The organism is Variovorax stachyos (assembly GCF_051400855.1).
In the GTDB taxonomy this organism is placed as follows: Bacteria; Pseudomonadota; Gammaproteobacteria; order Burkholderiales; family Burkholderiaceae_C; genus Variovorax.
In genome coordinates this window covers 58,097-80,169 of record NZ_JBLFFN010000002.1, presented here as the reverse complement: position 1 = coordinate 80,169, position 22,073 = coordinate 58,097, and the positions used below count along the sequence as shown (strand labels likewise).

The window sequence follows — 22,073 nt, the reverse complement described above, 5'->3', positions numbered from 1 at the left end:
CATCATGAACACGAACGCCGACGATCCCCTGGTGCTCTATGGCCAGGCTTTCCAGAGCCGCATGCTGCTCGGCACCGCGCGCTACCCCTCCCCCGACGTGCTCGAAGCAGCCGTGCGGCGCGCCCGGCCGGCGATGCTGACTGCCTCGCTGCGCCGCCAGACCGCAACACCCGGCAATGGCAGCGATGGCAACGGCTTCTGGGAGCTGCTGCGGCGCCTGGACGTCCCGGTGCTGCCCAACACCGCCGGCTGCCACAGCGTGGAGGAGGCCATCGCCACCGCGCAGATGGCACGCGAGCTGTTCGATACGCCGTGGATCAAGCTCGAGCTGATCGGCGACGACTACACGCTGCAGCCCGACACCCTCAACCTGGTCGACGCCGCCTCGCGGCTGGTGCGCGACGGCTTCCATGTGCTGCCCTACTGCACCGAGGACCTGGTGCTGTGCCAGCGCCTGGTCGATGTGGGCTGCCAGGCCGTGATGCCCTGGGCCGCGCCCATCGGCACCGGCCGCGGGCCCGTCAACCCCTATGCGTTGCAGGTGCTGCGCGAGCGCCTTGCGGTGCCGCTGCTGGTCGATGCCGGCCTGGGCCTGCCCTCTCATGCCTGCCAGGTGATGGAGTGGGGCTACGACGGCGTGCTGCTCAACACCGCCGTCGCGCTGGCGCAGGACCCGGTCGCGATGGCCGGCGCCTTTGCCGACGCGGTGCAGGCAGGCCGCAGTGCACACCGGGCCGGCGCCATGGCCGCGCAGGATTCGGCACAGCCCAGCACGCCGGTGCTGGGCACGCCCTTCTGGCATCACGCCAACTCTCAATGACTGCGATGAATGCCATGAACGACCAGAACGATATCGCCCGCGCCATCGTCGCGGTGCATGCGGCTCGCTTCGGCGAGACGAGCGATCGCCCAGCCTCCTTCTCTTCCGACGATGCGGTGTACCGCGGCGCCAAGATCGCCTCGGCGGCCTTGGGCTTCATCGAGGTCGATGCCGAATGCCTGGCCGGCGCCTGGCAGGCGCAGACCCGGCGCACCGGCGCTTTCGATGCCGGCGCCTGGCCCGAACATCCGGCCGATTTCGGCATGCGGCCCTTCCCGCCGTCGGCGCGCGACGATGCCTTTCCGCCCTGCCCCGAGCGGCTCGGCCTCTACGCGGTGCTGCCCGATGCCGCCTGGGTCGGCCGCATGGCACGCGCAGGCGTACCGACCGTGCAATTGCGCTTCAAGTCCGGCGACGCGGACGCCATCAAGCGCGAAGTGCAGGCGGCCGTGGAGGCGGTGCGCGGCACCCGCGCCCTGCTCTTCATCAACGACCACTGGCAGGCCGCGATCGAGGCCGAGGCCTACGGGCTGCACTTGGGCCAGGAAGACCTGGATGCGTTGGGCCCGCAGGAACTGCAGGCAATCCGCGCCTCAGGCATTCGCCTGGGCGTCAGCACCCACGGTTATGCCGAGATGGTGCGCGCCGACGCGGTGAGCCCGAGCTACGTTGCCATGGGCGCGGTGTATCCGACCACGCTGAAGCAGATGGCCACGGCGCCGCAGGGCGTGGCCCGGCTGGCCGCCTACGCGCGCCTGATGCGCGGCTACCCGCAAGTGGGCATTGGCGGCGTCGATGCGCAGCGCCTGCCCGAGGTGCTGGCCACGGGCGTGGGTTCGGTGGCTGTCGTGCGGGCGCTGGTGGCCGAGCCCGATCCCGAGGCTGCTGCGGCCAGCCTGATGAAGGCCATGGCCGGGTGAATTTTTGGCGCTTGCGCGCAAGGCGATGCAGCTCGGCCGGGAGGCCCCAAAAGTCACGCTATAATTTGAGGCTTGTTCCTCGATAGCTCAGTCGGTAGAGCGCCGGACTGTTAATCCGTAGGTCCCTGGTTCGAGCCCAGGTCGAGGAGCCACCTACAAGGCCGCATAGGCAATGAAGGCCCTGCTATCAAACTGGTAGCGGGGCCTTTTTCTTTGGGCGACGATATTGGATGCCTTATTGGATACGTCCAATATCCAGTTCCTTACCGTCAAGAACGTCCGGTTCGCGGACGCCTGGTGGGCAGCCCAATGAACGACCCAACACTAGGCGCCTACTTTCACTTGAGCCCCGTATTTGCCTGAACCAACGCCAGCATGCGCTCACGATCCGCTGCGACCTGCGCATCCTTGTGCTCCTTGCTGGTCACCGCAGCTTCAAGCGCTTCATTCACCGCGCGGACCGTATCGGCGTTGACCACATGCTCCCCGATGGACTGCACACGAAGACGCTGTTGATCCACCTTGACGTTGAAACCAGGCACATTTACCGAAAGCATTGCTTCGTGATCGATCGGGCCATCCATATTGAATAACACGTCGTGCACATTGTTTGTGCCCTCTTTGTTAATGGAATAGATCTTCATGTGGAGTCCTCTGGTCAGGGGGTTCATTTTGGCAGCCGGATCGATTCCCGCTGTCGCGACCCAGGGAAGCACCAGGCGCAGCAGGCGCTCGTCGAACAGCATGGGCTACAGGTCGCGTAGGTGAGGCATGTGCAAGCAGGGTCACGCCCCGCCCACAAGGCCACTTTCACATCAGCAGCATCACGCTCGTCGTCAAGAACGAGAATGTCAACGGCGCGTGTCATTTCTTGTTGCCTTCTTCGGATGGCTCGGCTATCACTAGGCAAGCGGCGTACCTGACGCCGGACCTGCACCTAGGCCATGCAACTAGCAGACTTCATAGAGTTTTCCAAAGAGGAGATCCTGGCTGACGCCGTTGCCTACGCGAGGACTATTGATTGGCTGAAGGATGAAGAGGAGGCCGTTCTTCGAAACCATTTGCCCAGGGTGCTGGAGGCCATTTCAGCGGACCTACGCACCCTTCAGAGTAGGACGGCGTCCATTGACAAGTCTCATGGCGTCGCCCCTGCTGCTGCCATAGCACGGGAGACCGCCGCCGAGACCCACGGTCTGCTGCGGGCGCGCAGTGGCCTGCACATCGAGCAGGTCTTCGCCGAATACCGCGCCCTACGCTCAAGTGTCCTGCGACTCTGGTCGGAGGCTGCTCCTCCGGACCCTGATGCCCTTCGGGACGTCGGCCGTTTTAATGAGGCGATTGACCAGGCGCTGGCAGAGTCAGTGAGGGTTTATGCCGCCGAAGTCGAGCGATGGCGCCAGCTCTTTCTCGGCATTCTTGGTCATGACCTTCGCGCTCCGCTGAATGCGATCACGCTGACCACAGAACTCATCACGCAGAGGGCGCCGGGAGACCTTACCTCGACTACAGCAATCTTGAGGCGGAGTACCCAACGCATGGCCTCGCTGCTGGACTCGCTTCTGGACTACAACAGGGCGGGCCTAGGCGGTGGAATGGTGCTCGCGCCAACTTCGATCGACCTTGGGGCAGCGTGCAACGAGGAACTCGAACTCCAACGCGCTGCACATCCCAAGGCCAGCATCGAGCTGAGCGTCAACGGGAACACGCAAGGTGAGTTCGACGGCTCCCGGATTCGCGAAGCGCTCGGCAATCTGGTCACAAACGCCGTCAAGCATGGGCTTCCTTCCGAGCCGGTGTTGGTTCGACTAGAGGGCGACGATGAGGCCGTGCGACTGTGGGTAGAGAATGCGATAGCCCAAGACATTCCAGCGTCCGAGATGGAGCAGCTGTTCGAGCCGTTACGCCGCGGAGCCGTACAGCGACCATTCTCAGACCGCACGCACCTCGGCCTGGGCCTCTTCATTGCGAGGCAAATCGCAAAGGCACATGGAGGGGAGCTGAATGGCCTTTCCGCGGGTAGCAGGGTACGGTTCACGATGACGCTTCCAAGATCCTCGACAGCCGGCCCCCAGCGAACAAAGTAATCGCAGCCGCCCCGCTGCTGCCGGCATTCCTGTGCTGCCCGGCAGAACGCTCCCTGCGCCACCTCCTGCACGGACTATGGCGCCCAGCTGATTGCGGCGCTGGAGCGTTCTACCAGAATAGGTGCACGGTTTCGGCAACACCCTCCGCGGCAATCCGAGACTGCGAGGGCCCTCCGAACAAACGAAAGTTGGCGGAGGGCCCTTCGTTGCGCGTCATTCGCCAGAAGTAGGATCACGGCGGATTTGATGGGATCGTGTGACCCCCGCCGGTGCGGGAGCTAGAACTGCGTCCGTCCGGTCCCGGTCCGGTCATGAACCCAGCGCATCGCCTGCTGCTCTGCGTGCCGGATTGCCTCGGCCTCAGTGCCATAAACGATCTCTTCCGTGTCCCTCGGCAGTTGGGTCTCTTCCTCATCCGCTGGGGTGCGTACAAGCACGACGATGGGCTCATAGCCGCCTCGCGCGGGCTCTGCGCGCAACTCGAAGCGGAAGCCGCGGTATTCGAGTGAGTGGCCGTCGGAAATGGGGGTGCTGGAGTCTTTCATGCCTATGGCCTCTGGAGTTCCCGAGATCGTGCGCCACCGCCAAGGAGACGGGGTGCAGGTGCGCGGATGCACCAGTTGAAGGACGACGCGCCGTAGGAGCACGCGCACGACGACGTCCACTCTCAACACGCTGCCAGCGCCAGCGCCAGCGCGCGCGCAATGGCCGCGGTCCCCAACCTAGCACTGCCCTGCCCCTGATGGCGTTCGCGAGCGCCAGGCGCAGCAACAAACCCCTCCGCACAGGGGGGAAAACGCGCTTCGACAAGCCCCCACACGTCCTCTCGCTGTGGGAAATAAAACACATCTGACGAGAGCGGCTCACTCGGGCTCAATAACGCTTTCCAGTTAAGAATAATTAAATTGGATTAAGCATTTCTTACCCCCAAAACCACCAAAGTTCGCACAGTGCCGCGCGCATCCTGCACCAATTTGGCATGACAAATGTCAAACATTCTTAAATCTCAAATCGGTACCGCCAGCGCAACAAAAATCCTCATAGCATCGACCTATATAGAAGTGTTGCTTTTGTAAGAAGTAATAACATTGTTGTACACATTTAGGCCATGAACCGAATTTACTTGACTGTCTGGAATGAATCCATCGGCGCTTGGATCGCTGCGTCCGAGAGCACCCGGGCTCGCGGCAAGCGCACTGGCAGCCGCGTGGCGATCACCGCCGAGGGGGGCGTGACTGCATCGCCCCGCACGAGCCTCCGAATTGCGATCATGAGCGCGCTGCTGGCGGTGGGCGGAATGTGGGCCGCGTCGGCGCAGGCGCAGGTGAACTGCAGTGCGGCGCCGTACAACTTCTATAGCGGCAGTGCGACGTGCGCCGGTTTTCAGTCCCAAGCCCTGCTTGGCGGAGGCACTGCAATAGGTTATTCCGCCAGCAGTACGGGGCTGAATGCCACGGCTCTCGGCTACCAATCCATTGCATCTGGGATTAATTCCATTTACCTGGGTGCGCGCACTGCCGGAGGAACGGGTGCTCTGGGCCAAGGCGCCATCGGCATCGGCACCGACGTGGCCGCTACCGTTGATGGCACTGTTGCCATAGGCATCCAGGCCAGATCGACAGGCACGAGCGCCGTGTCCATGGGTACCGCATCCAGGGCCTGGGGCAACCAGTCAATCGCATTCGGCCTGGGCGCGAACGCGGGTGTCGAGGCCAACACGGCCGTGCCCAACGCCATCGCGATCGGCGTCAACTCGAGTTCTCTCGCCAATTCCAGCATTGCGTTCGGCACTGCGGCCGCTGCGAGCGCCGACGGTAGCGCGGCAATCGGTCGCTCAGCTGCTGCCAGCGCGATCAACTCCCTGGCACTTGGCAACGATACGGTCGCAAGCAATATCAATACGGTCGCGCTCGGTATCAATGCCCAGGCCACCGGAGCCGGAGCCAGCGCGTTGGGCACCGCCTCCGCGGCTACGGGAGGGAACTCCACCGCAGTCGGTGTCAACTCCGTGGCAGGTGGAAACTTCGCATTCGCTGGAGGCTTTCTATCCCAGGCGACCGCGGTGCGCACCGTCGCGGTAGGCAATCAGACAGAGGCAACCAGTGACGCAGCCACCGCCGTCGGCAACGCCGCTCGAGCGCTGGGGAACAGTTCGCTCGCGCTCGGCGCGCAAGCGCTCGCGATGGGTACCAGCACCGTTGCGGTCGGCCAGGGTGCCGGTGCGGGCTCGACGGCCGCCAATACCGGTTCGATCGCATTGGGTATTGCCTCCGGGGCGCTGGTCACCGGCGCGCAGAACACCGCCATCGGCGGAGGCATTGCGAGTGTGATGCGCGGCGCGGGTTCGGGTGTCACGGGAACGCGCAACGTCGCCTTCGGCACAGGCGATGGCACGGTCGCCTACGATGCCACGCTGGACGCTGCGGCAGGCAGCCTGGTTAGCGGCAACGACAACATCGCCATCGGCACCAACGCCGGTATCGGCGTCGCCAGCAACGCAACCACGTCGATCGGCCTGAATGCGAATGCCAGCGTGGGCAACGCGGTCGCCATCGGTACCCAGGCAAGCGCATCCGCACTGGATGCCATCGCGCAAGGCAGCAGTGCCAACGCAGCCGGCCGGAACGCCATTGCCATTGGTTTCCAGTCGGTCGCATCTCAGTTGAATTCCATCAATCTTGGCGCGCGCACCCTTGTGGGAGGGGGCGCCACTGCGCCGGGCGCTATCGCCATCGGCACGGATGTGACGGCATCGCAGGAAAACGCCGCCGCACTTGGCATTGCGGCCAGGGCGACCGGCATCAATGCTCTTGCATTGGGAGTCCAGGCCAATGCGGCTGCCGTCAATGCCATCGCGATGGGCGCCAACGCCGTGGCCAACTCGGCCGAAGCGGTAGCCATTGGCACGAATGCCACCGCCACCGGCGGTCGGGCAGTCTCGATCGGCTCCGGCAACATCGCCAGCGGCAACGGCGCGGTGGCGATCGGCGACCCGAACACCGCCACCGGCGACGGCGCGATCGCATCCGGCCTGGACAACACCGCCACTGGCAACGGCTCGGTGGCAATGGGTAACACCAACATGGTCGGCGGCGGCGGCCAGGCGGTGAGCACGCCGGGCACCGCGGCGCAGGGCGCGGTGGGTATCGGCTTCCAGAATCAGGTAGTCGGGCAGGGGAGTGTGGCCATCGGCAGCACCAGCCGCGCGCTGGCGGCGGGCGCGGTGGCGTTCGGCGATACGGCGGTGGCCAACAATGCGGGTGACGTGGCGCTGGGTTCGGGTTCGGTGACAGCGGTGGCGGTGCCGACCACCAGCACAGTGATCAATGGCGTGACCTACAACTTCGCCGGCACCACGCCGACCCGCACGGCCAGCGTGGGCGCTGTGGGCAGCGAACGCACCATCACCAACGTGGCGGCGGGCCGGATCTCCGGCACCTCGACGGATGCCATCAACGGTTCGCAGCTGTTTGCGACCAATCAGGCCGTCGAAGCGGCGGCCGCGACCGCCAACGCCGGCTGGAACATTACCGACGGCACCAACAGCGGCAACATCGCGCCGAGCGAGACGCTGAGGGTGGCCGCGGGCAGCAACGCTGCGGTGACCTACAGCGATGCCACCGGCACGCTGACGGTGGGCATGGTGGCCGACCCCAGCTTCAACAGCATCACGGTGGGCGATACCGTCATCAACAACGGCAGCGTCAGCTTCACCAGCGGCGGTCCCAGCATCACCAACACCGGCATCAATGCTGGCGGCACCACCATCACCAACGTCGCGCCGGGCGTGGCGGGCACCGATGCCGTCAACGTGAATCAGTTGAACCAGACCGTGGCGGCGAACGTGACGCACTACTACAGCGTCAACGACAACGGCGTGCAGGGCGGCAACTACAACAACGACGGCGCCACCGGCATCAACGCACTGGCGGCCGGCGTGGGCGCAAGTTCCACGGGTGCGCAGGGTGTGGCGTTGGGCAACAACGCCAGCGTGACCACCGATGGCGCGGTGGCACTGGGCGCGGGTTCGGCATCCAACCGTGCGGTCGTACCGCAGACCGGCGGCATCATTGCCGGTAGCGGCCTGGTCCCGTACAACACGACCGACAAGATCCTGCTGGGTGCGGTCTCTGTCGGCAACGCGACTTCCTATCGTCAGATCACCAACGTCGCGGACGGTACCGAAGACCAGGACGCGGTGACGTTGCGCCAGTTGCGCGGCGGCTTGAGTTCGTTCGCGGTGACACCGACGTTGTATTTCCATGCCAACTCGGCGGCGGGGGATTCGCTGGCGATCGGTGCGGAGTCCGTGGCCATCGGCCCAACCACCGTGGTCAATGGGGACAACGGCATCGGCATCGGCAATGGTGCCCTTGTCGAGGCAACCGCACCGGGTGGAACCGCGATCGGCCAGAACTCGACCGTCAACTTTGCCGATGGCATTGCCTTGGGCACCAACTCGGCATCGAACGGCGTTCAGGCCGTGGCGCTGGGTGCTGGCGCGACCGCCAACGAGCCGGGCAGCGTGGCTCTAGGCGCGGGCTCCGTGACTGCGGCAGCGGTCCCCACGTCCGGCACCGTGATCGGCGGTAACCCCTACAACTTTGAAGGCACCACGCCGACGAGCACGGTCAGCGTCGGCGCTCCGGGTGCAGAGCGCACGATCACCAACGTGGCGGCGGGCAGGATCTCCGGCACCTCGACCGATGCCATCAACGGCTCGCAGTTGTTCGCCACCAACCAGCAGGTGACGGCGAACACGACCTCGATCAACAATCTCACGAACGGCGGGGGCATCAAGTACTTCCACGCCAATTCGGCCCTGCCCGACTCTCAGGCGCTGGGAACGAATTCCGTCGCCATCGGCCCGAACGCGGTCGCCAGCAACACCGGCGACGTGGCGCTGGGCTTGGGCTCCTCGACGGCGGCGGCGGTCGGCACGGCGGGCACCGTGATCGACGGCATCACCTACAACTTTGCCGGCGCCACGCCGACGAGCACGGTCAGCGTCGGCGCTGTGGGTGCCGAGCGCACGATCACGAATGTGGCGGCCGGGCGGATCGCCATCGGCTCGACCGATGCGATCAACGGCTCGCAGCTCTTCGCCACCCACCAGTCGATCGAGAATCTCAGTAGCACCGTGGATGCCAACAGGATCCGGTACTACAGCGTCAACTCTACCGGTGGCGGCAATGAGGACAACCTCGGCGCGACCGGTGCCAATGCGATCGCGTCCGGCAAGGATGCGGCCGCCAGCGGAGCGAACAGCATTGCGCAGGGACTGGGCGCCAGCGCAACCGTCGATGGTTCCATTGCACTCGGTTCAGGCTCGGTCTCCGACCGCTTCGTTGCGGGAACCACCGGCGATATTCCCGCGGGCAGCTCGCTGATCCCATACAACACGACCGACCGGATCCTGCTGGGCGCCGTCTCCGTCGGCAGTGCGACGAGCTTCCGGCAGATCACCAACGTGGCGGACGGCACCCAGGCGCAGGATGCAGTGACGGTGCGCCAGCTCAGCGGCGCGCTGCAATCCTTCGCCGTCACGCCGATCCAGTACTTCCACGCCAATTCGACCGGAACCGACTCGCTGGCCGTCGGCGCCGAATCGGTGGCGGTCGGCCCTCGCACGGTGGTCAACGGCGACAACGGGGTGGGCATCGGCAACGGCGCGGTGGTGCAGCAGACCGCGCCCGGCGGCGTCGCGATCGGACAGGGTGCGACCTCGCACCGGGCGGACTCCATCGCGCTCGGCACGCAGTCTTCTGCGGCAGCGGTGCAGGGCGTGGCGATCGGCGCAGGCAGCAGCGTGACCCAGGCCGGCGGCGTCGCATTGGGCGCAGGTTCGGTCGCCGCCACGGCGGCCGGTGCGGCCGGCTACGTGCCCACGGGTGCGTCGACCTCGCAGATCGCGGCTGTCCAAGCCACCACCAGCACGCTGTCGGCGGTGTCGGTGGGCGATGCGGCCAATGGCCAGTTCCGACAGATCAACGGGGTGGCAGCGGGTTCGCTGGACAGCGACGCGGTGAACGTGTCGCAACTGAGGGCCGTGCAGAACACGGTCGCGAGTGTCGACCAGTCCGCAGTGAAGTACGAAACCAACGCCGACGGTTCGACCAACTACAACAGCGTGAGCCTGGGCGGCACGAACACGAACGCCCCGGTGAGCCTGCACAACGTCGCCAATGGCGTTGCAGGCAACGACGCCGTCAACGTGAATCAGCTGAATGCCGGCATTGCTGCCGCCAACCAGTACACGGATGCCAGGGTCGGCCAGGTCCAGGCCAATGTCGAGAGAGTGAGCAAGGAAGCCAACGCGGCGGCGGCCGGCGCGATGGCGATGGCCAACCTGCCGCAGGCTGCCATCCCCGGAAAGAGCATGGTGGCCGCAGGTGTCGCGGGCTTTGATGGGCAAGCCGCGCTGGCGCTCGGCGTGTCGAAGCTCGCCGACAACGGCCGCTGGGTCGTCAAGTTCAGCGGCACGGCCAACTCCCGAGGCAAGGTCGGCGTCGCCGCCGGCATGGGCTTCCACTGGTAAGCCACCCGATAGAAAGCAGTTTTTCGAGGCTACTCATGAACAAGCAAATCAAGGCGCCACGTACGACGTTGGCCGCGGCGGCGGCGATCGCCGCACTGTTGTCACTGGCGGGCTGCGGCACGTCCTGGGTCAGCAAGAACATCTCGGATGACGGCCGCGCGGGCGAAGTCGTCTTCCCTGACATCAAGAACGATGCCTGGCTGCAGGAAGGCACCTTCCCGAACCCCGACAACCTGCGACGCATCGCGCCCGGCGTCAGCAAGGACCAGCTCTACGACCTCGTGGGCCGGCCCCACTTCCGCGAAGGCCTGTTCAACGTCCGGGAGTGGGACTACGTCTTCAACTTCCGCGTCGCAGGCGGTGTGAAGACCTGCCAATACAAGGTGATCTACGACACCGCGCTTCGGGCTCAAAGCTTCCACTGGCTGCCGGCGGATTGCGCAGAGGTGCTGAAGGCGGCTTCGCCGCCCGCCGAGCGCACTGCCGGATGACGCGCCTGCGGCACGGCGCTCACGGAGCGTTCGACGAGTGCACCGAGAACGGCCGGAAAGGCAGATCCAGCGATCCGGCGTATTCCCCCTCGGGCGTCAGCGTCGGGCAGCCGCCCTTGTCGCGCGGGCAGAACGAGGTCTGGCTCGCATCGCGAGGGTAGACCACGCTGCTGAAGCGGTAGTTCTTGATCGCCTTGCCCGTGTAGTCGGCCACCGTCACCACGCCGCCGGCGGTCGAGTACTGGTCGGCCTCGGTCACCACGATCGGGTCGACGCGCGAGTCGGCCATGCGGCGTATCACCGACCCACTGTTCTGGTCGTCGCTGAAGCCGACCCATCCCCATGCACGGTCGCCGCGTGCGGTGAAGAGGACTGAATCGTTCGCCGTGTCGCGGCGGCCGGGGAAGCCTTTCGACTTGGCCAGGTACGTGACGTTGCTGCCCAGACCCGTGACCTTGCCCACTGGCGCGATGTCGGCCGGCGTCGGCGTGGTCGGCTTCGGCCCGGCGGCGTAGCGCCCGAGCGAGTAGATGTGCAACTCGCCCTCGCGGGTCGCGATCCAGGCTCTCGCGGAGCGCGGCGTGGGCCGCCAGTACGGCGTGCCGGGAACGCGCTCCCGGTCATCCTTGGACCAGTAGCCCAGCGTGGCGGTGGTCTCGACGGCGACCGGCGTACCCGGCACCTTGACGACCTTCGCAACCACAGGCATCGCGGCGGGCGCCAGCGGGTAGGGCCACTGGCCGGCACCCATGCCGAGCTTCTGGGTCTGCGCATGCTTCTCGGCGGTGTCGAGGTACATCGCATTGAAGTAGCGAAACAGCGGGCCGAGATCGACGAAGGCTGCCGTCTTCTCCGATTGCGAGGTGACGACGGCCACCCCGCCCTTCGCATAGCGCTCGTAGAACTCGCCGCCGGGCAGGAACTTCGCCCGGTTGCTGGCCAGCGGTGAGCCCAGGGCGCCGATCGACGAGATCTCCTTGCCCACCGGGTGCACTGTCATGGCGACCGGATCGATCCCGGTCGTGACCTTGATGGCCGTGGGTGCCGTCACGTTCGCCGGCAGGTCGACGTAGCCCACGACCTTCATGAACCCGATGCCGCCCTGATTCGGGAAGCCCGGCTTGGTGCCATCCATCCAGTCGTGCCACCAGTCGTACCAGTCGTCCTTCTTTTGCCAGGTGCGATACATCGGCACGCCACCCAAGGCGATCACCGCGATCTGGCCCTTGAGCGCGACCGTGTCCCAGATCGTCGCCAGTGCGAATTCGGACATGGGCGTTACCGTGAGGGCGGTGGGCACCTTGCCGGCCGGAAGCCTGACGAACGCGCGCTGCTGCGCGGTGTACGTGCCGACGGTGTAGATGGTGGCGCCTTCGGTCGGGCTTCCTTGCGTCGCGACCAGCGACATGCGGGTGGAGGGTCCGTCCGGGCCGCCCTCCCCCCGGGTTTCCGCGATCGGCAGACCGGCGGGGCTGTTCGGCGACAGCGCACCGAGCGAGACGTAGTCGCGCAGCGCCGGCGGAGACAGCGACCTGTCCTGCCACAGCAGCTGCGGGCGCTGCATCCAGGTCTCGCGGTCGGTGGCCTGCGCCTGGAACCATGCGACCGAGCCGGCGACGGAGTTGGGCTTGTCCGGCGTCCCGATCGCCACGCCATGCGTGCTCACATAGGCGTTGTCGCGCGTGCTGCTTTCCTTGCCGAGCTGGTAATGCATCTTGCAGCCGGCACCATCTGCGCAGTGTGAAATGGCGCCGATGTCCTCGCGCAGCGGCAGCGTGGGCACGCCGGCTTTCGATGCCGGCGGTCCGAAGCGGTAGGCCACGCCTGCGTCCTGCCCGAACTTGTACGCCAGGTCGCGGTAGGCGCTTGCGATGACCTTGCCCGAGGCGTCGACGATGTCTCCGGCAAGCGCCGGCGTCGGGCCATCCGGCTGTCGGGGCTCTGCGGCGTGGGAAATTCCAGCGAACGCGACAGCGAGCGAGGCGACGAAAAGCTTCATGGACGATGCAGGTTAAAGGAAAAGGCCGGCTCGCGAGCGGGCCGAGGCTTGCGCTTGATCTTCACCCATTCGCTGGTGCGCACGCCCGGCAGATAGATGCTGGAGCGCCGCTTGGCGATGTACGCCTCGGGGCCAGGGGGATTCGCCGGCTGCTTGACCAGATGCGCCCCGCCCTTGTCGGAGTACCTCACCACGAGGATGCCCCAGGGAGGCTCCTGGAACAGCCGTCCCAGCGCGGCCTTGCGCAGCATCAGCGGCTGGGCCGTGATGTCGATCCCTCGATCGACGAGAAGATCGAATACGCAGTAGACCACCGGCTTCGCACTCGCGTACCAACAGCGATGCCGGGCCCGTTCCTGCAGCGCCTGGAAATCGCTTCGACCTTCCTCATCGACGACACACACCTCGCCATCGGTGACGTAAGGACCGCCAGCCAGGCCCGACAAGCTGTCGTCGAGCTCGGGAAACCATTTGGTCGCGTTGGCGCCGTTGCGCGTTCTGAGCTGCGCCATGCCATCGCCGAAGGCGGCGGTCATCCGCAAGCCGTCGTATTTCAGCTCATAGATCCAGCCGGGCTCGTGCAGGCCCAGCGAGCGCTCCGACAGGAGCATGGGCTTGAAATCTTCGAGGCGGACCATGGCTGCGGGCGCGGACGCCCCGAGGGCTCAGCGGCGCCCGGCCTTTCCTCGGTCCCCCAGCTTGCCCTCCGCCTGCAGATCCGCGACGGCCATGGCGAACGCGAGGAGTTCGTCGGAAAGCGGCGCGCCGGGCGCCAGGACACCCACGCGCTCCGCCAGGGCCTGCAAGACCGCTCGCGGGGACTCGGGGGCAGAGGGAACGGGAATGTCGAGGTCTTCAGGCATCGCAACTCCTTGTCGGCTACTGGGGCGGCGCGGCCGGCTTCTGCGGGGTCTGCTGCGTTGGCTCCTGCATGACCGGAGAGCGCTCCCTCGATTCGGTGAGCAGGTAGGTCGCCAGCACGGCCAGAACCACCAGGACGGCCACCATGATCACGCCCCAGCGGAAGACGCGCCGGTCGTCGCGGTCGTTGCTCTTGGCCTGCGTTTGTCGAATAGCCATGGTCGATTCCTTGCATCCAATGCCCAAGGCTACCCATCGCACCGGCCGCCGCGCCGTCAGACAGGGACGCAGGGGCCTGTACCGAAAAGCCAGCAGAGTCCGCGACACCCCTGTGACCGTGCGCCTTCCACCCGCAGCACTTTGCGGGCGCGAGCCTACAGAACGACGGCTCGCTGCCCGATCAATCCAAGGCCGCTCGCGCGAGATACCACGCATTGCTGGGCCTTCGAAGAACCGGGCCGGCATCCCCAGCCGTGTCGGCCATGCATGGAGAAACTGGAATGACCACGACTTCCACCCACGACGTCATTTCGTCCGACCGCGTCGAAGGAACCACGGTCTACAACACGGCAGGCGAGAAGCTCGGCACCATCGACGACCTGATGATCGACAAGATCTCCGGGCAGGTCCGCTACGCCGTCATGGAATTCGGCGGCTTCCTGGGCATAGGCACCGACCGCTACCCGATCCCCTGGAACATGCTGGAGTACGACACCTCGCAGGAGGGTTATGTGGTTCCGCTGGACAAGGCGAAGCTCGAAGGCGCGCCGAGCTACGCGGACGACAGCGTGCCCGACTACGACGACACCTACCGCGCGACGGTGGACAAGTACTACGGGCTCTGATCGGCCGGGCCTCCTGCACGCGCACGGTTCCTTCACGGACCGCTGCGCGCGCATCCGGGCGCCAGCACTTTTTCACCGCTCGAACACTCAAAGCACAGAAAACGCAGGAGACACAGCATGTCGGACGACTTGAGCAACCGCGGCCCGCAGGATCGGTCGCGCATCGACGTCAGCGAGACGCACGAGCTCCGCTACTGGACGAAGGAGCTGGGCGTCAGCGAGGCGCAATTGAGGGCGGCAGTCGCCGCCGCAGGCACTTCGGTCGAGGCAGTCCGCCAATACCTCGGGAAGTAGCAGCAAGATTGGCGGACGTGGAGCAGCCATGTCCAGGAACGTGGTGTTCGTGTATCGGGGCTATCACTTCATCTGCAGCGCCGAGAAGGAGCGGCCGGGGCAGTTCCGGCCGATCGTCATCCGGCAGCTCGGATGGCCCAGCGAGAAGCTGGTGCCGCTCATGAACGACGCCGATCTCTGCCGCACCGAGGCGGAGGCTGTGCGGCATGCCGAGCAGCAGGCCATGCAGTGGGCGGACAGCCGGGCCGAAGTACACGAATCCTGAAGCAGCCCCGGGGGAGCTTTCGCGCTGCACTGCAGCACGCGCAGACTGGCCGCACACCAGCGGCCATGTCTTGCATCGGCCCGGCATTTGCACAAAATGACCGTCGCTGAAAGAGAAAGGAGACGGCCTATGCCGATGGAACTGCTTCGGCACATCGCGCAGCAACCGCTGCCCTACACGGTCTACGCGCCGGCCGAGCTCGACAAGCTGCGCGTGCTGCGCGCCGCCGAGCTCGTGACGGCGTTCATCCCGCCGCCGGAGTCGCTGCCCGGCGGGTCCGAGAGCCACAAGCCGGCCCAGGTGCTGGCCATCACCCCCAAGGGGCACAAGGCCCTGGAAGGCCAGCTCCAGGACGCCAACGATCTCTGAGGCCGGTGGGCGCGCGGCCCATCCCTGGTTGCTTGAATTAGGGAAGTCACTGATCAATCAGTGCATTCAAGTATAGAAATCGACAAGTCGAGTACCAATTCCGCAAGCCAAGGTCTCCAGAATGGGTTGAAGCGACTGCCTCGTCGCCCAACCACAAGGAGACATCGAGATGAAGCGTTTTCTGAAGGCGGGACTGGTGCTCGCGCTCACCGGCGCGGGCCTGGCCACCCATGCCGCGACCGAACTGGTCATTGCCACGGTGAACAACGGGCACATGATCGAGATGCAGAAGCTCACGCCGATGTTCGAGAAGGCCCACCCCGAGATCAAGCTCAAGTGGGTCACGCTCGAGGAAGGCACGCTGCGCCAGCGCGTCACCACCGACATCGCGACCAAGGGCGGGCAGTTCGACGTGATGACGATCGGCATGTACGAGACGCCGATCTGGGCCAAGAAGGGGTGGCTCCATCCCATCGCCACCGACGCCGCCTACGACGTCGACGACCTGCTGCCGGCCATGCGCAGTGGGCTGTCGGCCGACGGCAAGCTCTACGCCGCGCCCTTCTATGGTGAAAGCTCGATGCTGATGTACCGCAAGGACCTGGCCGACAAGGCGGGCTTCAAGATGCCCGACCAGCCTACCTGGACCCAGGTGAAAGAACTCGCCGGCAAGGTGCACGACCCGAAGGGCGGCGTCTACGGCATGTGCCTGCGCGGCAAGCCGGGCTGGGGCGACAACATGGCCCTGATCACCACCATGGTCAACACCAACGGCGGCCAGTGGTTCGACATGAGCTGGAAGCCGCAGCTCGAGACCAAGCCCTGGAAGGACGCGATCACCTTCTACGTCGACCTCATGAAGGCCTACGGCCCGCCCGGCGCCTCGGCCAACAGCTTCAACGAGAACCTGGCGCTCTTCAACGAAGGCAAGTGCGCGATGTGGGTGGACGCGACCATCGCGGCTTCCTTCGTGAGCGATCCCAAGCAGTCCAAGGTGGCCGACAAGGTGGCCTTCGCGCAGGCGCCGACCGCCGTGACGCCCAAGGGCGCCAACTGGCTGTGGGCCTGGGCGCTGGCGGTCCCCGCCGGCTCGCAGAAGACCGAGGCGGCGCAAACCTTCATCAAGTGGGCGACCTCCAAGGACTACATCAAGCTGGTCGCCAGGGAACACGGCTGGAGCGCGGTGCCGACCGGCACGCGCAAGTCGACCTATGCCACGCCCGAGTTCATGAAGGCGGCGCGCTTCGCCGAAGCCGAGAAGAAGGCCATCGACACCGCCAACCCGAACGACAGCACCCTGCCCAAGTCGCCCTACGTCGGTGTGCAGTACGCCGCCATCCCCGAGTTCCAGGCCATCGGCGTCGCAGTGGGCCAGCAGATGAGCGCAGCGCTCTCGGGCAAGACCACGGTCGACCAGGCGCTCAAGGTCTCGCAGACGGCGGCCGAGCGCGAGATGAAGAAAGCCGGGTACTACAAGTGAGCACCCTGATCCCCTCCCCAGTCGGGGAGGGCCGGGCCACGGGCGTGGAAAGCGCGGACGGCGCGCCGCCTCTTCCCGGCTTCTCCCGGCAGAGCGGAAAGAAGAACAAGGAAAAGACCGCTGCGACCCCGCGCCTTCTGCCGCGCCTGCTGATGGCGCCGGCCGTGCTCACGCTCTTCCTGTGGATGATCGTGCCGCTGGCGATGACGATCTACTTCTCGTTCGTCAACTACAACCTGATGCAGCCAGGCGACCATCCCTTCGCCGGCATCGAGAACTTCCACTACTTCATCACCGACCCGGACTTCTGGCCGGCGGTGTGGAACACCCTGCTCCTGATCGGCAGCGTGATCGTGTCGACCGTGGTGCTCGGCGTGCTGCTGGCGCTGCTGGTCAACGAGCCCTTCCCGGGCCGCGGCATCGTGCGCGTGCTGCTGATCTCGCCCTTCTTCGTCATGCCCACGGTCAATGCGCTGCTGTGGAAGCACATGATGATGAACCCGATCTACGGCGTGCTCGCGGACCTCTGGCGCTTCTTCGGCGCCGAGCCGGTGGACTGGCTGACCGACGTGCCGCTGCTTTCCGTGATCATCATGGTGGCGTGGCAGTGGCTGCCCTTCGCCTGCCTGATCTTCATCACCTCGCTGCAGTCGCTGGACCGAGAGCAGATGGAGGCCGCGCGCATGGACGGCGCGAGCGCGGTGCAGCGCTTCGGCTATCTCACCATCCCGCACCTCGCCAGGCCGATGGCGGTGGTGATCATGATCGAGATGATCTTCCTCCTCTCGGTGTTTGCCGAGATCGCGGTCACGACCAACGGCGGGCCGGGCAACGAGAGCACCAACCTCACCTACATGATCTTCAAGCAGTCGCTGATGAACTTCGACGTCGGCGTGGCGTCGGCGGGCGCGCTGTTCGCGGTGATCCTGGCCAACATCGTGGCGGCCTTCCTGATCCGCATCATCGGCAAGAGCCTTGATTGAGGGCATGCATATGCAAACCGACAGCGTCGTCCCCCTCGTCCTGCGCACCGCCGGTGCCTGGGCCGTCTCGCTGCTGCTCTTCTTCCCGCTGGGCTGGCTGGTGCTGACCTCCTTCAAGACCGAGCTGCAGGCGATCCACGTGCCGCCGCTCTTCGTGTTCGAGCCCACGCTGGACAACTTCGCCGAGGTGCAGCGCCGCAGCGACTACCTGGCGTTCGCGAAGAACTCGCTCATCACCAGCATCGGCTCCACCATCCTCGGCCTGCTGATCGCCGCGCCGGCAGCCTATTCGTTCGCCTTCTTCCGCACGAAGCGCACGCGCGACATCCTCATGTGGATGCTCTCGACCAAGATGATGCCGGCGGTCGGCGCGCTGGTGCCGATCTACGTGCTCGCGCAGACCGCGGGCCTGCTGGACTCGCGCACCGCGCTCGTCATCGTCTTCACGCTGTCGAACCTGCCGATCATGGTGTGGATGCTCTACACCGCCTTCAAGGACATCCCGCCGGAGATCCTGGAAGCCGCGCGCATGGACGGCGCCAACCTGTGGACGGAGTTCCGCCACGTGGTGATGCCGCTGTCGGTCGGCGGGCTCGCCTCCACCGGCCTGCTGTGCCTGGTGCTGAGCTGGAACGAGGCCTTCTGGGCGCTCAACCTCAGCTCGGCCAAGGCCGGCACGCTGGCGGTGCTGATTGCCTCCTACTCCAGCCCCGAAGGCCTGTTCTGGGCCAAGCTCTCGGCCGCCTCGCTGCTGGCCATCGCCCCCATCGTGGTGTTCGGCTGGTTCAGCCAGAAGCAGCTGGTGCAGGGCCTCACCTTCGGTGCCGTCAAGTAAAGGACTTCTCCATGGCTTACCTCCAACTCGACAACATCAAGAAGAGCTTCGGCGACACCCACGTCATCAAGGGCGTGGACCTGCAGATCGACAAGGGCGAGTTCATCGTCTTCGTGGGCCCCTCGGGCTGCGGCAAGTCGACGCTGCTGCGCCTCATCGCCGGCCTCGAGCCCATCACCAGCGGCGCCCTGTCGCTCGACGGCAGGGACATCACGCACACGCCCTCGGGCAAGCGCGACCTGGCCATGGTGTTCCAGAGCTATGCGCTGTATCCGCACATGAGCGTGTACGACAACATGTCCTTCGCGCTCAAGCTGGCGAAGGTGCCCAAGGAGGCGATCAAGACCAAGGTCGACCACGCGGCCAAGACGCTGAACCTCACGCAGTACCTGCACCGCACGCCGAAGGAGCTCTCCGGCGGGCAGCGCCAGCGCGTGGCCATCGGCCGCGCCATCGTGCGCGCGCCCAAGGTCTTCCTGTTCGACGAGCCGCTGTCCAACCTCGACGCGGCACTGCGCGGCAACACGCGGGTGGAGATCAGCAAGCTGCACCGCGCGCTCGGCGCCACCAGCATTTATGTGACGCACGACCAGGTCGAGGCCATGACCCTGGCCGACCGGGTGGTGGTGCTGCGCGACGGCCTGATCGAGCAGGTCGGCACGCCGATGGAGCTCTACGACCGGCCCGCCAACCAGTTCGTCGCCCAGTTCATCGGCATGCCCTCGATGAACATGGTGCAGGCACGCGCCATTCCGAGCTTCGCCGCGCAGGTCAACGGCCGGCTGCCGGCCGATGGCTTCCTGGGCGTGCGGCCCGAAGGCCTGCGCGTGCACCCGGACACGCAGCACGGCGCGCCGGCGCGCGTCGAGCTGGTCGAGGCGCTCGGCGCCGACACGCTGATCCACGTCGACGTCGGCGGCGTGCCGCTGGTGGCGCGGCAGAACGAGCGCACGCCGCTGCATCCGGGTGACGTGGTCAGCGTCGAGCTCGATCCGTCCGTGCTGCATTTCTTCAACCGCGAAGGCCGCACCGTCGCTGCTTGAGCCTGTTCCTCGCGCCATGCCCGTTCGTCTTCTCTCGGAGTTCGTGATCCTGCATCTCGGACTCGGCTCCTTCCATCGCGCCCACCAGGCGGTCTACCTGCAGCAGCTGATCGAGGCCGGCGACGCCCGCTGGTCGCTCTCGGGCGCCAACCTGCGGCCGGACATGGCCGAGCTGTTGTCCGCCCTGCGGGCGCAGGACGGCCGCTACACGGTCGAAACCGTCTCGCCGGCCGGCGACTACCGCTACCAGCGCATCGGCGCCATCCGCGAGGTGCTGGCCTGGGAGCGGTCGCTGGCGGCAGTGGTCGCGCGCGGGGCCGATCCGCGCACGCGCATCGTGTCCTTCACCGTCACCGAGGCCGGCTACTACCTGGACCCGCAGGGCCGACTCGACATGGGCGACGCCGAGCTGGCCGAGGACCTCGCGCGCGCCCGGCGCGGCGAACCCGGCCAGACCATCTACGGCGCGGTCTGCGCGATCCTGCGCGCCCGCAGTGCCGCGGCCGATGCCGGCGCGGTGACGCTGCTCAACTGCGACAACCTGCGCCACAACGGCGAGCGCTTCCGCGGGGGACTGCTGGAATTCATCGAGCGCGCGGGCCTGCCGGCACTGGCAACCTGGGTGCGCGAGAACACCACCTGCCCCAACGCGATGGTCGACCGCATCACGCCGCGCCCGCCGCCCGAGCTGCGCCGGCGCGTGCGCGAGGCGACCGGCTGGGACGACGCGGCGCCGGTCACGGCCGAGCGCTTCAGCCAGTGGGTGATCGAGGACGACTTCATCCACGGCCGGCCGGACTGGGCACGCGTGGGCGTGGAGCTGGTCGATTCGGTGCAACCCTACGAGGAGGCGAAGATCCGCATCCTCAACGCCAGCCACAGCTGCATCGCGTGGGCCGGCACGCTCATCGGGCTGCAGTACATCCACGAGGGCACGCACACGCCGGCGATCCGGCAGATGGCGTTCGACTACGTGACGGACGATGTGATTCCCTGCCTGAACCGCGGCGGGCACCCGAGCCCGGTCGACCTGCCTGCGTATCGCGACGTGGTGCTCGAGCGCTTCGGCAATCCGGCCATCCGCGACACCAACCAGCGCGTGGCGATGGACGGCTTCTCCAAGATCCCGGGCTTCATTGCGCCGACCGTGCGCGAGCGCCTGGCGCACGGCGAGCGCATCGACGGCGTCGCGCTGCTGCCGGCGCTCTTCCTCGCTTTCCTGCGGCGCTGGCATCAAGGCACCCTCCCCTACGCCTACCAGGATCAGGGCATGGACCCAGCCGCCGCGCACGCCATCTGCGACGCGGCCGATCCGGTCGCGGCACTGTGCGCCGATACCGGCCTCTGGGGCGACACCGCTGGCGACACGCGCCTCGAGCAGGCGGTGCGCGAGGCCGGTGCGCGCGTACGAACACTCATCGAAGGAGCAAGAGCATGACGGGCCGCCTCGAACAACGCCACCTGCTGGTGACCGGCGCCGGTGGCGGCATCGGCCTCGCGATCGCCGAGGCCTGCCTCGCCGAGGGCGCGCGGTGCACGCTGGTGGACCGCGCGCCCGCGCCGACCGAAGCCGTGGAAGACCTGCAGCGCGGCCACCCCGGGCGCGTGGCCTACCTGCAGGCCGATGTCGCCGACACCGCATCGCTCGCCCGCCTGCTCGATGCGGCGCAGGCGGCCCACGGGCCGGTGCACACGCTGGTCAACAACGCCGCCGTCTTCGACATGGCGCCGCTGCTGGAGAGCGACGAAGCCTCCTTCGACCGCCTGTTCGCGGTCAACGTGAAGGGCATGTTCTTCGTGATGCAGCGCGTGCTGCAGCACATGGTGGACGCCGCAACGCCCGGCGCCTCGGTCATCAACATGGCCTCCCAGGCCGGACGCCGGGGCGAAGCGCTGGTGTCGCACTACTGCGCGACCAAGGCCGCCGTCATCAGCTACACGCAGAGTGCGGCGCTGGCGATGGCACCGCACGGCATCCGCGTGAACGCCATCGCGCCCGGCGTGGTCGACACGCCGATGTGGAGCCATGTGGATGCGCTGTTCGCCAGGTACGAAGGCCGCGCGCCGGGCGAGAAGAAGCGCCAGGTCGGCCTGGAGGTGCCACTCGGCCGCATGGGCACGCCGCGCGACATTGCCGGGGCCGCCGTGTTCCTGGCCAGCGACGAGGCGCGCTACATCACGGCCCAGACGCTCAACGTCGACGGTGGTAACGTCATGAGCTGACGGCGTGAACCCCTTCCAAGAGA

At 66.4% G+C, this 22,073-nt stretch carries 21 protein-coding genes and 1 tRNA gene; 16 read left to right on the top strand and 6 right to left on the bottom strand.

What is annotated here, in order from left to right; all coding sequences use genetic code 11:
• Window positions 1-4: 4 nt before the first annotated feature.
• The 3 genes from ACMGEZ_RS03610 (at window position 5) to ACMGEZ_RS03600 (ending at window position 1,892) form a co-directional block, all read left to right on the top strand.
• Entirely contained in the window at window positions 5-820 is an 816-nt protein-coding gene (locus ACMGEZ_RS03610; protein WP_436820890.1) for a thiazole synthase, read from the top strand.
• A 5-nt stretch (window positions 821-825) separates the two neighbouring features.
• Entirely contained in the window at window positions 826-1,740 is a 915-nt protein-coding gene (locus tag ACMGEZ_RS03605) for a thiamine phosphate synthase (protein WP_436820889.1), read from the top strand.
• A 76-nt stretch (window positions 1,741-1,816) separates the two neighbouring features.
• Window positions 1,817-1,892, top strand: a tRNA-Asn gene (locus tag ACMGEZ_RS03600).
• 186 nt (window positions 1,893-2,078) lie between these two features.
• Here the strand turns inward: ACMGEZ_RS03600 and ACMGEZ_RS03595 are convergent.
• Window positions 2,079-2,486: a hypothetical protein gene (locus ACMGEZ_RS03595; protein WP_436820888.1), complete on the bottom strand. Its 408-nt coding sequence runs from the start codon at window positions 2,484-2,486 to the stop codon at window positions 2,079-2,081.
• Window positions 2,487-2,684: 198 nt separating this feature from the next.
• On the opposite strand from ACMGEZ_RS03595, the gene ACMGEZ_RS03590 reads away from it, so the two are divergent.
• Window positions 2,685-3,824 carry a sensor histidine kinase gene (locus tag ACMGEZ_RS03590; protein WP_436820887.1) on the top strand — a complete coding sequence of 380 codons (1,140 nt, stop codon included), beginning with the start codon at window positions 2,685-2,687 and terminating at the stop codon, window positions 3,822-3,824.
• Window positions 3,825-4,102: 278 nt separating this feature from the next.
• Here the strand turns inward: ACMGEZ_RS03590 and ACMGEZ_RS03585 are convergent, their stop codons facing one another.
• Window positions 4,103-4,369 carry a hypothetical protein gene (locus ACMGEZ_RS03585; RefSeq protein ID WP_436820886.1) on the bottom strand — a complete coding sequence of 89 codons (267 nt, stop codon included), beginning with the start codon at window positions 4,367-4,369 and terminating at the stop codon, window positions 4,103-4,105.
• Window positions 4,370-4,932: 563 nt separating this feature from the next.
• On the opposite strand from ACMGEZ_RS03585, the gene ACMGEZ_RS03580 reads away from it, so the two are divergent.
• Together ACMGEZ_RS03580 and ACMGEZ_RS03575 are read left to right on the top strand one after the other, a co-directional pair.
• Window positions 4,933-10,362, top strand: coding sequence for a YadA-like family protein (locus ACMGEZ_RS03580; RefSeq protein ID WP_436820885.1), 5,430 nt, complete (start codon window positions 4,933-4,935; stop codon window positions 10,360-10,362).
• Between the two features lie 35 nt (window positions 10,363-10,397).
• Window positions 10,398-10,853 (top strand): outer membrane protein assembly factor BamE, encoded by a 456-nt coding sequence (locus ACMGEZ_RS03575; protein ID WP_436820884.1) that lies wholly within the window; start codon window positions 10,398-10,400, stop codon window positions 10,851-10,853.
• Between the two features lie 19 nt (window positions 10,854-10,872).
• On the opposite strand, the gene ACMGEZ_RS03570 is transcribed toward ACMGEZ_RS03575, so the two are convergent.
• Genes ACMGEZ_RS03570 through ACMGEZ_RS03555 form a run of 4 tightly spaced genes read right to left on the bottom strand, consistent with a single transcriptional unit; the run spans window position 10,873 to window position 13,932 of the window.
• Entirely contained in the window at window positions 10,873-12,852 is a 1,980-nt protein-coding gene (locus tag ACMGEZ_RS03570) for a hypothetical protein (protein ID WP_436820883.1), read from the bottom strand.
• Window positions 12,849-13,490 carry an ATP-dependent DNA ligase gene (locus tag ACMGEZ_RS03565; protein WP_436820882.1) on the bottom strand — a complete coding sequence of 214 codons (642 nt, stop codon included), beginning with the start codon at window positions 13,488-13,490 and terminating at the stop codon, window positions 12,849-12,851. Before ACMGEZ_RS03565 ends, ACMGEZ_RS03570 begins: the two co-directional genes overlap by 4 nt.
• 27 nt (window positions 13,491-13,517) lie before the next feature.
• Window positions 13,518-13,715: an aminoglycoside phosphotransferase gene (locus tag ACMGEZ_RS03560; protein ID WP_436820881.1), complete on the bottom strand. Its 198-nt coding sequence runs from the start codon at window positions 13,713-13,715 to the stop codon at window positions 13,518-13,520.
• Between the two features lie 16 nt (window positions 13,716-13,731).
• Window positions 13,732-13,932, bottom strand: coding sequence for a hypothetical protein (locus ACMGEZ_RS03555; protein WP_436820880.1), 201 nt, complete (start codon window positions 13,930-13,932; stop codon window positions 13,732-13,734).
• A gap of 281 nt (window positions 13,933-14,213) precedes the next feature.
• On the opposite strand from ACMGEZ_RS03555, the gene ACMGEZ_RS03550 reads away from it, so the two are divergent.
• The 10 genes from ACMGEZ_RS03550 (at window position 14,214) to ACMGEZ_RS03505 (ending at window position 22,050) form a co-directional block, all read left to right on the top strand.
• Window positions 14,214-14,558 carry a PRC-barrel domain-containing protein gene (locus tag ACMGEZ_RS03550; RefSeq protein WP_436820879.1) on the top strand — a complete coding sequence of 115 codons (345 nt, stop codon included), beginning with the start codon at window positions 14,214-14,216 and terminating at the stop codon, window positions 14,556-14,558.
• 117 nt (window positions 14,559-14,675) lie between these two features.
• A complete protein-coding gene (locus ACMGEZ_RS03545) occupies window positions 14,676-14,852 on the top strand; it encodes a DUF3606 domain-containing protein (protein WP_436820878.1) in 177 nt (58 codons plus the stop codon).
• A 28-nt stretch (window positions 14,853-14,880) separates the two neighbouring features.
• The gene (locus tag ACMGEZ_RS03540; protein WP_436820877.1) at window positions 14,881-15,117 is read left to right on the top strand and encodes a hypothetical protein; all 237 of its coding nucleotides are present in this window, start codon (window positions 14,881-14,883) and stop codon (window positions 15,115-15,117) included.
• A 129-nt stretch (window positions 15,118-15,246) separates the two neighbouring features.
• The gene (locus ACMGEZ_RS03535) at window positions 15,247-15,486 is read left to right on the top strand and encodes a hypothetical protein (protein WP_436820876.1); all 240 of its coding nucleotides are present in this window, start codon (window positions 15,247-15,249) and stop codon (window positions 15,484-15,486) included.
• Between the two features lie 169 nt (window positions 15,487-15,655).
• Window positions 15,656-16,966: an ABC transporter substrate-binding protein gene (locus ACMGEZ_RS03530; protein WP_436820875.1), complete on the top strand. Its 1,311-nt coding sequence runs from the start codon at window positions 15,656-15,658 to the stop codon at window positions 16,964-16,966.
• 152 nt (window positions 16,967-17,118) lie between these two features.
• The gene (locus ACMGEZ_RS03525) at window positions 17,119-17,949 is read left to right on the top strand and encodes a carbohydrate ABC transporter permease (protein ID WP_436821358.1); all 831 of its coding nucleotides are present in this window, start codon (window positions 17,119-17,121) and stop codon (window positions 17,947-17,949) included.
• Window positions 17,950-17,959: 10 nt separating this feature from the next.
• Entirely contained in the window at window positions 17,960-18,784 is an 825-nt protein-coding gene (locus ACMGEZ_RS03520) for a carbohydrate ABC transporter permease (protein WP_436821357.1), read from the top strand.
• A gap of 11 nt (window positions 18,785-18,795) precedes the next feature.
• On the top strand, window positions 18,796-19,827 hold the full coding sequence (locus tag ACMGEZ_RS03515; RefSeq protein WP_436820874.1) for an ABC transporter ATP-binding protein: 1,032 nt from the start codon (window positions 18,796-18,798) through the stop codon (window positions 19,825-19,827).
• 16 nt (window positions 19,828-19,843) lie between these two features.
• On the top strand, window positions 19,844-21,265 hold the full coding sequence (dalD, locus tag ACMGEZ_RS03510) for a D-arabinitol 4-dehydrogenase (protein WP_436820873.1): 1,422 nt from the start codon (window positions 19,844-19,846) through the stop codon (window positions 21,263-21,265).
• The gene (locus ACMGEZ_RS03505; protein WP_436820872.1) at window positions 21,262-22,050 is read left to right on the top strand and encodes an L-iditol 2-dehydrogenase; all 789 of its coding nucleotides are present in this window, start codon (window positions 21,262-21,264) and stop codon (window positions 22,048-22,050) included. Before dalD ends, ACMGEZ_RS03505 begins: the two co-directional genes overlap by 4 nt.
• Window positions 22,051-22,073: the final 23 nt, after the last annotated feature.

Excerpts from the sequence above, each read along its gene's own strand:
- ACMGEZ_RS03610 (WP_436820890.1), top strand. The coding sequence starts at position 5 with ATGAACACGAACGCCGACGATCCCCTGGTGCTCTATGGCCAGGCTTTC.
- ACMGEZ_RS03605 (WP_436820889.1), top strand. The coding sequence starts at position 826 with ATGAATGCCATGAACGACCAGAACGATATCGCCCGCGCCATCGTCGCG.
- ACMGEZ_RS03595 (WP_436820888.1), bottom strand. The coding sequence starts at position 2,486 with ATGCTGTTCGACGAGCGCCTGCTGCGCCTGGTGCTTCCCTGGGTCGCG.
- ACMGEZ_RS03590 (WP_436820887.1), top strand. The coding sequence starts at position 2,685 with ATGCAACTAGCAGACTTCATAGAGTTTTCCAAAGAGGAGATCCTGGCT.
- ACMGEZ_RS03585 (WP_436820886.1), bottom strand. The coding sequence starts at position 4,369 with ATGAAAGACTCCAGCACCCCCATTTCCGACGGCCACTCACTCGAATAC.
- ACMGEZ_RS03580 (WP_436820885.1), top strand. The coding sequence starts at position 4,933 with ATGAACCGAATTTACTTGACTGTCTGGAATGAATCCATCGGCGCTTGG.
- ACMGEZ_RS03575 (WP_436820884.1), top strand. The coding sequence starts at position 10,398 with ATGAACAAGCAAATCAAGGCGCCACGTACGACGTTGGCCGCGGCGGCG.
- ACMGEZ_RS03570 (WP_436820883.1), bottom strand. The coding sequence starts at position 12,852 with ATGAAGCTTTTCGTCGCCTCGCTCGCTGTCGCGTTCGCTGGAATTTCC.
- ACMGEZ_RS03565 (WP_436820882.1), bottom strand. The coding sequence starts at position 13,490 with ATGGTCCGCCTCGAAGATTTCAAGCCCATGCTCCTGTCGGAGCGCTCG.
- ACMGEZ_RS03560 (WP_436820881.1), bottom strand. The coding sequence starts at position 13,715 with ATGCCTGAAGACCTCGACATTCCCGTTCCCTCTGCCCCCGAGTCCCCG.
- ACMGEZ_RS03555 (WP_436820880.1), bottom strand. The coding sequence starts at position 13,932 with ATGGCTATTCGACAAACGCAGGCCAAGAGCAACGACCGCGACGACCGG.
- ACMGEZ_RS03550 (WP_436820879.1), top strand. The coding sequence starts at position 14,214 with ATGACCACGACTTCCACCCACGACGTCATTTCGTCCGACCGCGTCGAA.
- ACMGEZ_RS03545 (WP_436820878.1), top strand. The coding sequence starts at position 14,676 with ATGTCGGACGACTTGAGCAACCGCGGCCCGCAGGATCGGTCGCGCATC.
- ACMGEZ_RS03540 (WP_436820877.1), top strand. The coding sequence starts at position 14,881 with ATGTCCAGGAACGTGGTGTTCGTGTATCGGGGCTATCACTTCATCTGC.
- ACMGEZ_RS03535 (WP_436820876.1), top strand. The coding sequence starts at position 15,247 with ATGCCGATGGAACTGCTTCGGCACATCGCGCAGCAACCGCTGCCCTAC.
- ACMGEZ_RS03530 (WP_436820875.1), top strand. The coding sequence starts at position 15,656 with ATGAAGCGTTTTCTGAAGGCGGGACTGGTGCTCGCGCTCACCGGCGCG.
- ACMGEZ_RS03525 (WP_436821358.1), top strand. The coding sequence starts at position 17,119 with ATGGCGCCGGCCGTGCTCACGCTCTTCCTGTGGATGATCGTGCCGCTG.
- ACMGEZ_RS03520 (WP_436821357.1), top strand. The coding sequence starts at position 17,960 with ATGCAAACCGACAGCGTCGTCCCCCTCGTCCTGCGCACCGCCGGTGCC.
- ACMGEZ_RS03515 (WP_436820874.1), top strand. The coding sequence starts at position 18,796 with ATGGCTTACCTCCAACTCGACAACATCAAGAAGAGCTTCGGCGACACC.
- dalD (WP_436820873.1), top strand. The coding sequence starts at position 19,844 with ATGCCCGTTCGTCTTCTCTCGGAGTTCGTGATCCTGCATCTCGGACTC.
- ACMGEZ_RS03505 (WP_436820872.1), top strand. The coding sequence starts at position 21,262 with ATGACGGGCCGCCTCGAACAACGCCACCTGCTGGTGACCGGCGCCGGT.